This is a genomic window from Auritidibacter sp. NML130574 (genome assembly GCF_003185725.2).
Classification (GTDB): Bacteria; Actinomycetota; Actinomycetes; order Actinomycetales; family Micrococcaceae; genus Auritidibacter; species Auritidibacter ignavus.
This window is the reverse complement of the sequence record NZ_CP031746.1, coordinates 2332693-2348460: the sequence shown is the minus strand read 5'-3', so window position 1 is coordinate 2348460 and position 15768 is coordinate 2332693. Positions and strand designations below refer to the sequence as shown.

The following is a 15768-nucleotide window of genomic DNA, read 5'->3' as shown; positions in this document are numbered from 1 at the left end:
CGCTGACTGCTATCTGGAGCTCTTCGAGTCACGCACTGGAGAACGGCCAATGGGCTAAGTTGCACCCTGGCGGCAATTCTCATGATCCGCCCATGAGATCCCGCGCGTGGGTTCCTCTACGACCACTCGCTCATGCACCACGATCACACGCCACTATGTGCGTGCCGGGGTTGAGCGGACACCGATTGACTACGACGCGACTTCCGCGACGCAATGGACGAAGCCATTCGTTCTTGGCGCAGGAACTCCCACATCGCCACCCCGGCACGAATCAGATACGGTCGAAAAATCAGGTGGGCGGTGTCGGGGCTGATCTTGGACGGAGGCTGCTGTTGGGTCTGAGTCACGGGAGACATTCTAGGCAAGAAAACGTTCTCCGGCAGTTTTCTCCTTCGCGCCCGGTATGACAGAATATAAATGTCCATCACGAGCGGCCGAGAGATCTGGCTCCATGACGCCGCAGCAATCTATCTCGAGTGCTAATGCCAGAATCGATGGGAGCAAGAATATGACAACGTTCACCGAACAGCCCCAGGTGGCCGAATCTGAATCCAACCGGGTGTCCGGCGTGTTCTACGGTTCCGCTCAAACAACCGTGAGCACCGGTGCGTACCGTTTCCTGGTTGATGAGCCGGAAGCCTCCGGTGGAAAGAATGCAGCGCCTAACCCGATGGAATACATTCTCGGGGCCACCAACGGGTGTATTTCCGTGGTGATTGAGGCCAAGTCCGGCACACACCAGATCCCGATTCAGGGCATTCACACCTACTCCTATGCCTCCCAGGATTTGGGTGGTCTGGTGGCAGGCCGGGATGTCCAACCTCACTTTCACACCTATCATTTGGCCGTGTTAGTCCAGACCGATGTGCGCGACGCGGACCGACTACGGGCCTTCGCCCAGGACGTGGAGCACGCTTGCCCGGCAGCCAACCTGTTGCGAGCGGCCCAAGGGCTACAGCTGACCGTGCACTGGCAGTTCGTCGACCGGCTGGTTGATCACGATGCCGAGGCCGTGGTGAATCAGGCGCTGGGGGTCCCCAACCGGAATGAGCCGGTGGACGCTGCCGAACCATTTCTGACGCTCACCAACCCCGACGCCTAGGACGAGCGCGACGGGCCGACCACACTGCCCAACACGATCCAGGCCTCGCCCCGAATCCGCCACCACAGTGTCAGCGCACGAGCGCCCAGATATACCACGGCGAAGCCGACCCAGACCAACACCACCGATACGACCCCGGAGCCGTCGTCGAGCTGGGCGGCCAGCCAGCCGAGAAACAGAATGAACGGCAGGTAGAGCGCCAAGGCAACCACTGAGGCGATCCCGAGGTATTTGGCGTCCCCGGCACCCATCAGGATGCCGTCGAGGATGAACACATACCCCGCCAGCGGCTGGGCGATGGCCAACACCATCAGCCCGGCCGCTCCGGCCTGGATCACGACCGGGTCTTGGCTAAACATTCGCGGGATCACCGCAGACAGCCCGGCCAACAACAGCCCGGTGATCACCCCGAAGCCCATCGACCAGCGGATCATCGTCCGGGTCAGCTCCCGAACTTCCCGGCGGTGGCTGGCGCCGAGTTCCTGACCGACCAGTGCCTGGGCGGCGATGGCCAGCGCGTCCAGGGCGAACGACAGCGTGGAGAAGATGGTCATCACCATCTGGTGGCTGGCCAGCACTGGGGCGCCCAGTTGTGTGGCGGTCAGTACCGTGACCAAAATCCCGGCACGCAGTGCTGCCGAACGCACCAGCAACCACGACCCGATCTGGGCGGTGTCTTTCAGCCCCGCCAGGGTGGGCAACAAGCGACCGCCCTTTCCCCGGTAGCGGGTGGTGAGAATCATCAGGTAGATGCAGAACATCGCCCATTGGATCACTGAGGTGCCCAAGGCGGAGCCGATCACGCCGAGTCCGACCACGTAGATCAGCAGGTAATTGACCGCAATGTTGATCGCAAAGCCTACACCGGCGACCACCAGCGGGGTTTTGGCGTCGGCCAGTCCCCGCAGGGTGCCCACCGTGGCCAGGATAGCGGTCATGGCCGGAAGCCCGATCATCGAGTACTGCAGATACTCCACCGCGTGAGCGTGGGTCTGCCCGCTAGCCCCCAGCGCGCTCAGCACCCACGGGGCAGTGAGAGCCAAAGGTATGGCGATCACCACGCCCAGTAGCAACCCCAACCAGATACCGTCACGACCACGTTGCAGGGCCCGGTTGAGCTCACCGGCACCGAGAAAACGGGCGACAGCCGGGGTGGTGGAATAGGCCAGAAAGACGAGCAAGCCGGTCACGGTCTGCAGCACCGTGGCGGCCAATCCGACCCCGGCCAGCTGACTGGTACCCAGGTTGCCGATCATGGCGGTATCGACGACTAAAAACAGTGGCTCGGCGATCAGTGCCCCGAGTGAGGGCACGGCCAATGAAAGAATCTGGGCAGATACCGACCGCGGCCGGTCTGAACGGCGGGACTCAGCCTCAGGCACCGCGTTAAGCCAGGCCTGCCCACGGTGCGATGGTGAACCACCATGCCGCACCCAACTGCTCCCGGCCTTGTTCCAACAGCTCTGCCGGGGTGAGGTAGAGCAGACAGACCGACACCGCGTTATTGAAGGCGTGTTGGACGTAGCTGAAGGCCAGCGAGAACTTCATCAGCGTGTAGACCAGCGAGAACGCCAGTCCCATCACCGCGTACGGAATGGTTTCAATGATGTTGAATTGGCCCGCCCCAATGAAATGTAACAGCGAGAAGGTGATCACCGAGATCGGTACCGAAACCCACACCGTGACCCAGCGGGAGAGCTTACCGATCAGCAGGTGGCGGAAAATGTACTCTTCGACGAGCGGGCCACAAATTACCACAGTGATAAACATCAGCCAGAACGGGGCCACGGTGGTCATTTCCTCGAGCACCAGCTGGTTCTCCGAGCTGGGGACCTCACCGATCAACACGGTCACGACCAGGTTGATGATGATGGTGCCGAACCAGATGGCCGGAATCATCAACAGTTTCAGTGGCCACAGCCGGCGGAAGGACCGGAGCGAGGACAGTAGCGTCGGGCCGGCGGCGATGAGCACCAACACGGTCATGATCAGGTAGTTGATCAGATTCACCGCGAAACCGATTTCAACCGGGAACACGCCCCGGGCAAGGTCTTCGACGCTGACCGGATCGGTGCCCACCAGCCACGCCGAGAAGGACACAAACCCTGGAATGAACAGCATCAGCGCGCCGAGTCCGAGCAGAAACAGCAACACGTAACCCAGCACGGCGAGCAGGTCGCGCCACACAAACGGTCCGGGCCGGCAGTCCGGGATCACCGGGTTACGTGGCTCGCCCAGGCGGTTTCCCTGTGTGGCACCGGGCCATCCCGACGGGATCGGATACGGGGCGCCGGCGGGCTGGGTCCACCCCGGCGGAAGCTGTTGCTGATCAGTCATGAGTGCCAGTCTACTGGGGGTACTGGTCACCGGTGTTGTCAGTGTTGTGAGTGGCACCGTTGTGAGTGGCACCGTGGCTGGCATACTGATCGTGGTACAGCCGGGCGTAGGCGCCGCCACGGCGTAGTAGTTGCTCGTGTCTGCCCTGTTCGACAATCCGGCCGTGGTCCATGACCAAAATATGGTCGGCGTGTCGGATGGTGGATAGCCGGTGGGCGATCACGAAGGTGGTCCGATCTGCTCGAAGCGTGGCCATGCCCTGCTGGATCAGCTCTTCGGTGCGGGTATCGACCGAGCTGGTGGCTTCATCCAGAATCAGCACCTTCGGGTCGGCCAAAAACGCTCGGGCAATGGTCAACCGCTGTAACTCGCCGACGGAGAGGTTCTCGGCCTGCAACGAGATCTCCGTGTCATACCCCTCGGGCAACGTGGTCACGAACTCATGGACCCGGGTGGCCTTTGCGGCTGCTATCAGCTGCGCTTCGGTGGCCTCGGGCCGGCCGAGTCGCAGGTTCTCGGCGATGGTCCCGGTGAGCACCACCCCGTCTTGGAGCACCATGCCGATCTTCCGGCGCAGTTTGACCCGGGAGATCTTCGAAATGTCCTCGCCATCGAGGGTGATCCGACCGGCGTCCAGCTCGTAGAACCGCATCAGCAGATTCACCAATGTGGTCTTACCGGCCCCGGTGGGACCGACAATGGCGACCATCTCCCCGGGCGCCACATCCAGGTTGATCTCGCGAATCAGTGGCTCGTCGGTATAGGAAAAGCTCACGTCCTCAAAACGCACCGCACCCCGACCCGAGGTGGCGTCTGGTTCCGTGTTGTCAATGGCGGGATCGGCTTCGGGCTCGGCATCCAAGAACTCGAAGATCCGCCCGGCCGAGACCACCGCGGAGATCACCATATTCGAGGTGGAGGCCACCTCGCTGACCGGTTGGGAGAACTGTCGGGAGTACTGGATGAAGGCAGTCACCCCGCCTAAGGTCATCGACCCGCCGGCGACCTTCAGCGCACCCAGCACCGCCAGGCCCACATAGGCCAGCTGGGTGATCCACTCCATCAGCGGGTAGATCAGCCCTGAATAAAACTCTGCCTGAGCCGAGGCAGCATACAGGCGCTGATTGTCTTCGCGGAACTGGTCGCGCACCCGTTGCGCCCGCCCGAATGCCACCACGACCGGGTAGGAGCTGACGGTTTCTTCCACGCGCGCGTTCACCTCACCGGTCACCGCCCACTGTTCGGTGAATTTCCGATGTGACCGGGCCCCGACCAACACCACCACGATCGCTCCGGCAGGCAGGATCCCCAGGGCGACCAGGGCCAGCTGCCAGTCCAGCGCCAACATCATCACCGCGATCCCGATCAGAGTCATCAGCCCGTTGATCAGCGAGACCATACCACCTTGGATCGCCCCGTGGAGGTTATCCACATCGTTGGTGGTGCGCGAGAGGAGATCCCCGCGCGCCCGGTCATCCACCCAGGCCAGTGGCACCCGGTTCAGCTGAGCCTCGATCCGCTGGCGCAACCGGTATACCACCTGCACCGACACCCGATTGACCACCAGGCCCTGCAGGTACTCAAGCCCCTGGGCCACCCCATAGAGCGCCAGGGTCAGCAGCGCGTACCGGTTCAGCTGGCTGAAATTAATGCCCGCTCCGGCGGTGTAGTCGGTCTCCACCGCACCGGAAAAAATCACGTCCATGGCCGCCCCGAGCATCAGCGGGGCCGCAACCGCAGCCATGACCGACACCACCGCCAACACCGGCACCAGCAGGATCATCCGCCAGTGGGCACCAAATAGTCGTAGCACACGCCCGGCCGTGGCAAAAAACCTGGGGGAGCTGTGTGCTGCCGTTTGTGCTGTCATGAGGTGACCTGCTGCGAGTCCATGATCTGCCGGTAGACCGGATTCGACTGGCTCAGTTCCGCGTGCGTACCGACCCCGACGATCCGGCCGCCTTCCAGCACCAGGATCTGATCGGCCTCGGTGATGGCCGCCACGCGTTGGTCCACCATCACCACGCTCGCGCCACTGGAGCGCTGATATCTGGTCAACCCGGCGCGCACCGCCGCCTCGGTGCTGGCATCCAGCGCCGAGAGCGCATCATCAAACACGTAGATCTGTCGCCCACCAACCAGCGCGCGAGCGATGCTGAGCCGCTGACGTTGCCCGCCGGACAGATTCGCCCCACCCTGGCTGATCGGGTACTCCAGGGCATCTTGTGGCCCCTCGGGCAGAAAGTCCCGGCACTGAGCGATCTCCAGGGCCTGATGCATCTGCTCCTCGGTGGCTTCAGGCGCGGCAAACCGCAGGTTGGATCCCACCGTTCCCGACAGCAGGGTCGCGGTTTGTGGGGCGAGCCCCACCAGATCCGACAGCCTCGCGCGCGGGATCTCACGAAGATCCACTCCACCGATCCGCACGGCCCCCGCGGTGGGATCGATCAGCCGGGTCATCAGCTTCACCAGCGTGGTCTTCCCTGACCCGGTGGAGCCGATGATCGCTGTGGTGGTCCCCGGGGGAATGCGGAAACTCACCTCATCCACGATGGGCGCCTCGGCCCCGGGTAGCTGGACCTGTACGTGATCAAACACCAGCTCCGCCGAGGCCGGTTGTGCCTTCTGTTGGTGCGGGGAGTCCAACTCCGGTTCGGTAGTCAGCACCTCCTGGATGCGCCGGGCTGCCACTGCCGCCCGCGGGATCATCATGAACACGAACACGCCCATCATCACCGCCATGAGAATCAGCGTCAGATACTGCATCAGCGCAGCAACGCCACCGACCTGCACTTCCCCGGCCGCCACCCGGTGCCCGCCGAAGAACAGCACCGCAACCATCGTCGCCTGCAGGATCATGGCGATCACCGGGCCCATCAGCACCATCCAGCGACCAATGCCCAGGCTGATCGCAGTCAGTCTACGGTTCGCCCGATCAAACCGTCGGGTCTGCTCGGCCTCCCGCACAAAGGCTCGCACCACGCGGATGCCAGCGATCTGCTCGCGTAGCACGGTATTCACCCCGTCAATGCTGTCTTGCATGGCCTGGAATAACGGCAGCACCCGCGCGAAGAGTAACCAGACGAACAGCAACAACACCGGGACTGCCACCCACACCACGGCGGAGAGCACCACATCTTGTTCCATGGCCATCACCAGCCCGCCGACCAGCATAATCGGGGACAATAACACCGTGGAGGCCACCACCAAGGCCAGCGACTGCACCTGTTCGACATCGTTGGTGGTCCGGGTGAGCAAGGTGCCGGGACCGAACTGTTGGACTTGATGTACCGACAGGTCGGTGACCTGCTCAAAGAGGTCGGCCCGCAAATCCCGGCCGATCCCCATCGTCGCCCGTGCTGCGAAGAACGTGGCTGCGACCTCACAGACCACCTGAAGGCCCGCCACCCCGAGCATCACCAACCCGGTGGAACCGATATATCCGGTATCCCCGGTGGCAATTCCGTGATCGATAATGTCAGCATTCAGTCGCGGCAGTGCCAGTGTCGCCATCGTGGCCATCACCTGCGCGATCACCACGATCAGCAGATGCCACCCGTAGGGTTTGGCGTAGCGACTGAGCAGGCGGAGAAGCACTCTCGCCATTCTACCGGACGGCCAGACCACCCAGCATTACAGGGCCCAGGAATAGGCAATCTCATTGCGCATCCGCACCAGCTCGGTGCAGTGTTGCTCCAACTCGGTTTCCAACACCGTGCGCGGATGCCAGGGTCGAATTCGCTTGGCCTTCCCGTCCTCGCCGGGATCCACCAGCACCGTGATCCCGTGGGCCACCGGGATCTGCGTGGGATCAAACCGGGTCGAAGTCCAGGCCCGCAACATCACGTGCATGGAGTGTGCCGAGGTGTGCACCAGGCGAGCCTCGATCTCCAGTAAGTCACCGCCGTACACCATATTCTCGAACCGCACGCCCCCGGCAAAAACCGCAACCACATTGTCCTGCACCCAGCGGGCCCCGCATACGTTGGCGGCCTCATCCAGCCATCGCAGCACCGAGCCACCGCCGACGCGTACGCCGACACCGGCATCCGGTTCGGAGACAATAAACCGCAGACGAATGATCTCGGCGGTAGTCTCTTCCTGCTCCGGAAAAGCAATGGTCATCAACGACTTTTCGGAGGCCTTCAGCTGATCCGAGCGGGCCTTGGCTTTCACCGCCCGCTCCTGGGCCGCATCCGTGGTCGGCTCCCAGGGCTTGACCCGGACCTTCTCACCGTTGTCGTCAATGGCCACATAGACCATGATCACCTCGGTGGCCACCGTCGGTTGCCCCTCGTCATCCCGAATGGTCGGAAGCACCAACCGAGACTGCACATGTACCGAGGAGGTTCCGGTATACAGCATGCGACACTGCACCGTGATCGGGGTTTCCACCGGCACCGGATGCGCGAAATGCAAGTTGCCCACATACCCGGCGACCACATTCGTTCCGGTCCACGAGGCCGCGGTGGCATACCCGGCCTTATCCAGCCAGCTCATCACCGTTCCCGCGGTCACGCTCCCGGTCGGAAAATCGTACGCCTCGGCACGAAACTGCAGAGAAAGTGAACTACGGGAGCGCATGCCTCTCAATTTATCACTGTGGCATCGACCATAATAGAGACCATGAGCAACACAGCACCGCATTCACTGTCCCCCACCACCGTATCCCGCATTCACGACGCTGCTGAAACCCTCGGAACCAACCCGTTGCTGGACTGGGTCTGCCGCCTGCTGGATGGTCGTTCGCAGCCCGGAGCAGACGGCGATCCGGATATCGCCGTGCTGGGCGGAATGGAGGCCGTCGAGGACTGGATGGGCCGTGTCTGGGCCGCCCAAACGCTACTAGAACTCTGGCACCACACCGCCACCACATCCGTGATCACCGCGCTCAACGATCCCGCCTGGCAGGTCCGCGTCATCGCCGTTGAGGTCGCCGGTTACCGCGACCTCAACGAGGCCACCGACACCTTGCTCGACCTGCTCGACGACCCCACCCCGCAGGTCCGCTCGGAGGCCGCCACCGCGTTGGGCGAGATCATCTCCGCCGAGAACGAATCCGCCCTGAAAGCCCTCAACAGCGCGGTCACCAGCACCGATTCGGTCATGGCTGATGCCGCTGAGTCTGCGCTGAACCGCGTGGCCGAACGCTTTGACCGCAGCGACCTGCGCCCCAGCCCGCGGTACTAGCGACTACAAGAGATAAGACGGCCCCCTGACGATCAGCACCTCGAAATACCCCGCTCGTGTCGCGCGCTCATCAACGCGTACCCATTAATACGTACGAGACATCATTCGGTAACTCACCCGTCACGATCAGGCTACCTCTTACACCTATGGTCAGTGCGTCGAATCATCACTCTGACCTGGGAGAAAAGGTGTCACACTCTCTTCACTCAACTACCTCGCACGAGCGTGGCCGGTCGACGCGGTTCCGTCGTTTCGGTCGCTTCGCCACGATCGCCACACTCGCATTCGGCCTCACTCTGTCACAGACCCCGGCCTTCGCCACCCCTGCATTTCCCCACTCACAACAAGCCACTGAGCAGGCACCCAAACAGCCCGTTGGTGAAACGCTCGAGACAGGCGGGCTCAACCTCACCGGTAGCGGCTCGACTCTGCATCAAGCAAACACTGAAACGATTGCCCCGGGCCTCAACCACACCTCGTTCACGCGCGAACAAAAGACCGGCTTCCAAACGGGTCATGTATTGAACGTGGACTTGACCGACGCTTCACTCTCACTCGATGTCGTCGATGGCGGTTCTGTGTCCGGCGTTTCGAGCGTATCCAATCAGATCGAGAACGAAGACAACGTCGTCGCTGCCGTCAACGGTGATTATTTTGATATGAACAACACCGGAGCCCCCATAGGCACAAATGTGTCTGCTTCAGAAGGGATCCGTTCCATCGCAAATGGCTCATCACAGGCGCTGTCTGTGCATGAAGGAACAGCGAGCATTGGAGCACTGACCAGTGCCGCCACGGCCACCATCGAAGGCAGAACCTACGACGTGCCGTCGGTGAACTCGCCAACCGAAGACCGCGACGGCATTGCGTACTACACCGCTGCCTGGGGCACAACACCGATTTCTCAAGCTCTGTCTGCCAACAAACGGACCGCCGTCAAAGTCATCGACGGGGCTGTTACCGAGATTCTCGAAGCCAGCACTCTAGACTCAGACACCAATCTTTCCGAGGGCGAGGGCGTGCTCGTCTTTTCCGGTTCAAGCTCGGATCACGTCCCGACTGTTGGTACCAACGTTGAAATCTCGGTAGCGCTGGACCGCGATGTTGACCTGGCGGTTTCTGGCCAACAGGTGCTCGTCCGTGACGGTCGCGCCACCGACGCAGAACAGGCAACTGCCGCCCGGACAGCTGTCGGGATCTCTCAAGATGGGACACAGCTATTTGTCGTTTCAATCGACGGTCGGCAAGATGACGCGGTCGGTATGCGGCTCAGCGAACTTTCGGAGTTGATGGTCGATCTCGGCGCCTACCAGGCTCTCAATCTTGATGGTGGTGGATCCACCACTTTGCACTCCCGCAATCCAGGCGACGCATCAGCATCACTGACCAACCGTCCTTCCGACGGCAAGGAGCGCGACGTCGCCAACGCCCTCGTTTTCCGGTCAACTGCTCAAGCGCCGGAGGAAACCGCCGGCGTCACCGTCAACCCCGCAAGCGACTCGGAACGAACCGACCGCGTATTCACCGGACTTGGCCGGACTGTCATCGGTACCGCGACGAACTCCAGTGGTGATCCACTCACAGCTGACGTTGCAGTCTCGCCTGGTGATGGCCTCGAGCTACTCGGCACCCCGACACAGAACGACCGCGGACAAACAGTGGCCCGAGTTACTGGAACCAAGCACGGCCTCTCCACCGTTCGCGGTGAAAGCAACGGCGGACAAGGAGAGTTGCCTGTGCGCGTTCTCGGAGAGCTCGAGCATCTCGAGCTAAGTCATCAAAGATTAGCGTTAGAAAATGCGGACGCTTCCGCTTCGGTGCGTGTGCTAGGAATTGACGGCGACGGTTTCCGTGCACCCATCGAAACCGAGGATATCGAGGTTTCCAGCAACGACACCATCGAGGTGACACCCAGTGGCGTGGACACTTTCACCGTGTCCCCGAACGCCGGTAGTGGAAGTGGCACCATCCACTTTAAAGTCGGCGAGAAGCGCATCGATCTCCCAGTGACCATTGGCTTCGAAGAAGTCACTATTTCTGATTTCTCAGATGCTGACAGCTGGGAGTTCAGCCAGGCCCGCGCCTCTGGATCGGTCTCCCCTAGCGAGGGTGAAAATGGTGAAAATGCTCTTGAAATCTCCTACGACTTCACGGGGTCGACTGCAACTCGGGGCGCTTATGCTGCTCCGCCTCACCCGATTCAAGTGGATGGACAGCCCCGTTCAATTACCCTGAGCATCTACGGTGACGGCAATGGCGCATGGCCCCGTATTCAGTATTTAAACGGAGCAGGCACACGATCGAATCTTGATGGTGGAAATATCACCTGGCACGGGTGGCGAGATGTCACGTTCCCCGTTCCCGACGGGATCGAGTATCCCATCACGATCGAAATGGTGCGACTCATGGAAACGCGCCCTAACGCTTCCTATTCGGGCAGCGTGAAAATTGCGAACCTGGGCGCCGTGGTAGCCCCCGACACTGATGCGGGCGAAAAGACAGAAATTCACGATTCCGTTGTCGATACCGCTCGTCTGTATGAAGAACGACCGCAACAGATCGCAGTGATGAGCGATGCTCAGTTCGTCGCTCGTTCACCTCAGAGTCAAAATGTCCAAGGAGCGCGACGGGCACTGCAAGAGATCAAAGCCGCATCTCCTGATGCAATATTCATCGTTGGCGACTTTGTCGATGAGGCCTCGCCGGAAGATTTTGAACTCGCTAAGCGGATCCTTGATGAAGAAATTGGTGATGAAATTCCGGTGACCTATGCGCCCGGAAACCACGAAATCATGGGCGGGGAGATCGACAACTTTGTGGAAGCATTCGGCGACACAAGGACTTCTCAAAATCTACAGGGGACACAGTTCCTGACCCTCAACACCGCTCAGGGCGGGCTCCGGTCTTCCGATCGAGACCAACTTCCTTGGCTTGAAGATCGGCTGGAAGCAGCAGCCACAGATGAAGGCACGACCAGTGTCGTTTTGATGTGGCACCACCCAATGAATGATCCGCTACCAACCAAGCTCAGCCAGATGGGAAATCGCGTTGAAGCACGAGAGGTCCAAGACCGTCTGTCCCGCTTCCGGACCGAAACAGGCAAATCCGTCGCGGTTATCAACGGACATGTTGGAGTATTCCATGCGTCAACCGCCGACGGCGTGCCCGCAATTATCAACGGCAACAGTGGCAAAGGTCCCTCCGGCACACCCGAGACCGGAGGATTCGTCGGTTGGAGCATGCTCACAATAGATCCTTCTCAGGGCATCGTCGGTAAGTCCCCAGAGCCTGAAGTCGCACGTAATGCCTGGCTACAAGTGCAGATGCATCCTTTTGTCGATTCGATCACGCTCGGTGCAACTACCGAGCTCCCGTCAAGCATGACGGTCGGTGACCAGGTATCCGTTGACGCTAGTTTCACCCAGGACGGCAAGCACATGCCGTTTGTCTGGCCGATGAGCGCCAAATGGGGTGGCGACCACGTAGAAGTCAACAATGGTGGATCAGAAGGGAATGCCGCGGTGATCCGAGTCAATCCTGCCACTGGTCAACTCGTAGCCACCCAACCGGGTACCGCAACGCTCACCTTCACGATTAATGGCGAGACCGCTTCACACACAGTCGAGGTCGTTGCCGCCCCAGCACAAGATCCCGAGGAGGAGCCGGAACCTAATCCAGACGCTACCCCTGAGCCACAACCGGTTCCGGAGCCTACCTCCGAAACAAGCACCGCCCCGCAACCAGGACCAGATACAGAACCAACCCCTGAACCCACCACGGGAACCACCACCCCCGAACAACAACCAACCCAGGAACCCACCGCGGGAACCACCACCCCCGAACAAGATATTGCTGGAGATCCGGGAGCTGGAACAGAACAAGTTCAAGAAGATTCTCCAGGTCGCGCTGAGTCAGAGAAAACTGGCACTCTCGCGAGCACAGGAGCCAACTTACTCCTTGTCCTCGGGGCAGGAATACTGCTTCTCGCAGGGGGATCTCTAGCCGCACTGTCGGCAACACGTCGCAGACACTAGGGACCTAGCCTACGAAATTGCCACCCCGGCGCATGCTTCAGCCCTCTGACAATGCGCGGGGGTGGCTCTCTTCGACAGCTATTCCGCAAATCTGATAGGCGGGTAGAAACATGACCCTTGAGATTCTGGCACCCCCAACGCTTCCCTCAACCATTCGTCCCCCTTGCGCACGCCCACGCACCGGTGTAATGTGAAGTGCATCACAATTAAGCGCGGGTTTACTGCCAATAGTCCTTAAGCACCCGCTGGTGATGGCTCAGGTTTTGTGTGTTGACCGAGCCAGGAGGGCTCTGCGGAATCCAGCGCGATCACCACAGAAGTCTCAGCGAGCCGATCTTCCACGGTGGCGAGCAACACCTCGGCCCTGAGACAGTGATCGCACCGCAGAGCCCTCCATTTCTCTGTTCGGCCCGCGTCCGCCGAGCCTTACAGCTCGCCCGACGTGAACTCCTCCCACTTCTGAGCCGAATCACCTACGGTGATCGTATCCTCAGGCGCAACCACTCCCCCTCCGAGATAATCCTCATACCACTGCTGGACTTCCTCAGACTGGTACGCCTCCTGTAAGACCTGAGCCGCCTCGGTATCGCGGAATTCCGGCTTGGCAGCCACGACATCAGTGAAAGGGATCTCAACCTCAGGATTATCCTCGAGAATCAGAGCCGTCTCCTCCACGTCATATCCGGCTTCGGCAATCAATCTGACGAACCCGAAGCCCGCGTCAACATCGGGCAAGGACTGCCCCAAGGACTGCTGATCGATTTCGACGAACTCGAGATCCTTCGGGTTAGCGGTGATGTCCTGTTGAGATAGCGCCGTCACGTCTTTGGACTCATCCACCTCGATCAAGCCTCCCTCGGCCAACAGCTTGAGAGCACGACCGTTATTGGAGGTATCGACGGGAATGGCAACCGTCGCCCCCTCCGGAAGCTCGTCCAAGGTCTCGTACTTCTCCGAGAAAATACCGGAGTGAGCGTAATTGACCGAGAAGAGCGGCTCCACATCGGTTCCATTATCTTGATTGAACTGACGCAAGAACGCTTGATGCTGGAAGAAGTTGACGTCGTACTCACCTTGGCTCACCGCCTCATTCGGCAACACGATGTCGGTGACATAGGTGGTATTCAGCGTCCACCCTTCTTCCTCAAGCTGATCTTTCACGATCTCAGTGGGCTCTTGGAAGGGCGCCGATTCGGTGACGATCATCGAAATGGTCTGTTCCTCATCAACAGTGCTTTGCGGATTAGCTAACCCGCAGGAGGTCAAGGACAGCCCGGCCAGCAGGCTGGCGCCCAGAGCGCCCCATCGCCGCCGGGGTGCAGTGGTGAGCATGGTGATTGTCATGGTGAGTTTCCTTTCACAGCAAGATTTCTGAAGGGCCTGATGGCCACTGGCGAGCTAGGCCAAGCGTTTATCGGTGATGCGCACCAGGCGGTTACCTAGCATTTGCACCGCGCTGACCAGCAATAGCATCAGCACGATGGCAACCAGCATGACTTCGGTTTCATATCGGTAATAGCCGTAGCGGATCGCGAAGTCCCCGATCCCGCCACCTCCGACCAAACCGACCATGGCCGAATACGAAATAAAGGAGACGGTGGTGATCGTGATGGAGCCGATCAGCGCCGGCCGGGCGTCTACGAGCATGACTTGCCGGATGATTTGGCCACGGGTCGCTCCCATCGCGCGGGCTGCCTCGATCGGCCCGGACCCGAGTTGATTGATGTTCTGTTCCACCAGTCGAGCGAAGTACGGGATGGCATTGACCGTCAGCGGAACGATAGCCGCCGCTGTGCCGACCGTGGTTCCCACCAGCAAACGGGTGAAGGGGATGATCGCGATCAGCAGGATCAAGAACGGGAATGACCGCACCGCATTCACCAAAGCCGATATCACCTTATGCAAGTGCGGTGAGGGCGAAATCCCGTCGGGCGCGTGGTTGACCAACCAAATTCCCAACGGAGTTCCGAGCAACACCGCAATCGGGATCGCGACCCCGATCATCACGAAGGTCTGCAACAGTGCTGTGGTGAGTTCGGGAAGGAGCTCGAGGATGCGTTCCATCTCACTCACCTACCTTCTGCAGTGCCAACTCCGCGGCCTCTTCCACTACGACAGGAACGTCCGGGGGCGTACTCCGTCCCTTCTGTACCGAGATCCCCTCAGAAAGCAGGTAACGCCCGATCGCGGTCTGAGGCTGGAAGGTTGCGGCCCGCAGGTCATCGATGGTGAATTGCTCCACGATCGAGCCGTGCTCCATGACCGTCACGTCATCGGCCAGGGCTTTAATCACTTCCATTTCGTGGGTCACCAGCACAATGGTGATCCCCAGTTGGGCGTTAATATCAGCCAGATATTGCAAGACCGTGGCAGTGGTGAACGGATCCAATGCCGAGGTTGGCTCATCGCACAACAACACATTCGGCTGGGTGGCTAGCGCCCGAGCGATCGCAACGCGCTGTTTTTGGCCGCCAGATAGCTGCGCCGGATAGGCCCTCGCCTTCTCCGCAAGGTCCACCAAGTCGAGCGCTTCCAGCGCGCGCCGGCGACGCTCACGCCGGTCTTTCACCCCGGAAAACGTCAAAGACTGCTCGACATTGGCCAGCGCTGTGTGATTGTTGACCAGGTTGAATCCCTGGAAGATCATCCCGATCTGATGGCGACGCTGACGCAGTTGCTCAGCGTTGAGCTGTGTCAGCTCCTCGCCATCGACCCACACCTGCCCGGCCGTGGGCCGTTCGAGCAGATTGATATTGCGCAACAGTGTGGATTTACCGGCTCCCGAAAAACCGATAATGCCATGGATCGAGCTCCGACGTATCTCGAGGCTGACGTTATCGACTGCGGTAATCTCACCACCTTTGAACGTTGTGGTGACGTGACGCAGAGAAATCATCGGAATCCTCCATCGTAACTGGCAGTGGCACCTTTGCCTCATAGGGCGGGTTGCCTCGACGTCATCGAGCCAGGTCTCTCGGTCGATCTGGATGGTTACCGAGCTAGTTTGACACACCACAATGAGGCTGTCATGACCGCTGTCACATACACGACTTAAGAGATTGACGAGCCCGTTCAACCTCAATACAGACCCAGAGATGACTCCGT

General features: G+C 60.4%; 12 protein-coding genes and 2 riboswitches. Of the genes, 3 read left to right on the top strand and 9 right to left on the bottom strand.

Going from position 1 to position 15768, the window contains the following annotated elements:
• Positions 1–143: 143 nt before the first annotated feature.
• The gene (locus DCC27_RS10655; protein WP_148707534.1) at positions 144–347 is read right to left on the bottom strand and encodes a hypothetical protein; all 204 of its coding nucleotides are present in this window, start codon (positions 345–347) and stop codon (positions 144–146) included.
• A 71-nt stretch (positions 348–418) separates the two neighbouring features.
• Positions 419–501: riboswitch (SAM riboswitch) on the top strand.
• 7 nt (positions 502–508) lie between these two features.
• Here DCC27_RS10655 and DCC27_RS10650 point away from each other — a divergent pair.
• Positions 509–1102, top strand: a complete 594-nt coding sequence (locus tag DCC27_RS10650; RefSeq protein WP_158524776.1) for an OsmC family protein — start codon at positions 509–511, stop codon at positions 1100–1102.
• Here DCC27_RS10650 and DCC27_RS10645 read toward each other — a convergent pair.
• From DCC27_RS10645 to DCC27_RS10625, 5 genes are read right to left on the bottom strand one after another with little or no spacing between them, the layout of a single operon-like run.
• Complete coding sequence (locus tag DCC27_RS10645) at positions 1099–2484, bottom strand: MATE family efflux transporter (RefSeq protein ID WP_110101527.1); 1386 nt, start codon at positions 2482–2484, stop codon at positions 1099–1101. The genes DCC27_RS10650 and DCC27_RS10645 overlap by 4 nt on opposite strands.
• Before the next feature lie 4 nt (positions 2485–2488).
• Positions 2489–3439 (bottom strand): CPBP family intramembrane glutamic endopeptidase, encoded by a 951-nt coding sequence (locus DCC27_RS10640; protein WP_158524775.1) that lies wholly within the window; start codon positions 3437–3439, stop codon positions 2489–2491.
• Positions 3440–3449: 10 nt separating this feature from the next.
• Positions 3450–5309: an ABC transporter ATP-binding protein gene (locus tag DCC27_RS10635; RefSeq protein ID WP_110110738.1), complete on the bottom strand. Its 1860-nt coding sequence runs from the start codon at positions 5307–5309 to the stop codon at positions 3450–3452.
• Positions 5306–7045: an ABC transporter ATP-binding protein gene (locus tag DCC27_RS10630; protein WP_246840094.1), complete on the bottom strand. Its 1740-nt coding sequence runs from the start codon at positions 7043–7045 to the stop codon at positions 5306–5308. The genes DCC27_RS10635 and DCC27_RS10630 overlap by 4 nt, the downstream gene beginning before the upstream one ends.
• 27 nt (positions 7046–7072) lie before the next feature.
• Complete coding sequence (locus DCC27_RS10625; RefSeq protein WP_158524662.1) at positions 7073–8023, bottom strand: acyl-CoA thioesterase; 951 nt, start codon at positions 8021–8023, stop codon at positions 7073–7075.
• 42 nt (positions 8024–8065) lie between these two features.
• Here DCC27_RS10625 and DCC27_RS10620 point away from each other — a divergent pair, with 42 nt between their 5' ends.
• Both DCC27_RS10620 and DCC27_RS10615 read left to right on the top strand, forming a co-directional pair.
• A complete protein-coding gene (locus DCC27_RS10620) occupies positions 8066–8629 on the top strand; it encodes a HEAT repeat domain-containing protein (protein ID WP_110110763.1) in 564 nt (187 codons plus the stop codon).
• A 188-nt stretch (positions 8630–8817) separates the two neighbouring features.
• Positions 8818–12663, top strand: coding sequence for a phosphodiester glycosidase family protein (locus DCC27_RS10615; RefSeq protein WP_168186121.1), 3846 nt, complete (start codon positions 8818–8820; stop codon positions 12661–12663).
• A 426-nt stretch (positions 12664–13089) separates the two neighbouring features.
• Here the strand turns inward: DCC27_RS10615 and DCC27_RS10610 are convergent, their stop codons facing one another.
• The 3 genes from DCC27_RS10610 to DCC27_RS10600 form a co-directional block, all read right to left on the bottom strand.
• Positions 13090–14007, bottom strand: coding sequence for a MetQ/NlpA family ABC transporter substrate-binding protein (locus DCC27_RS10610; RefSeq protein ID WP_110110735.1), 918 nt, complete (start codon positions 14005–14007; stop codon positions 13090–13092).
• 54 nt (positions 14008–14061) lie between these two features.
• The gene (locus DCC27_RS10605) at positions 14062–14727 is read right to left on the bottom strand and encodes a methionine ABC transporter permease (RefSeq protein ID WP_110110734.1); all 666 of its coding nucleotides are present in this window, start codon (positions 14725–14727) and stop codon (positions 14062–14064) included.
• Between the two features lies 1 nt (position 14728).
• Entirely contained in the window at positions 14729–15559 is an 831-nt protein-coding gene (locus DCC27_RS10600; protein WP_110110733.1) for a methionine ABC transporter ATP-binding protein, read from the bottom strand.
• A riboswitch (SAM riboswitch) is annotated at positions 15553–15657 on the bottom strand. (Overlaps the previous gene by 7 nt.)
• Positions 15658–15768 lie beyond the last annotated feature (111 nt).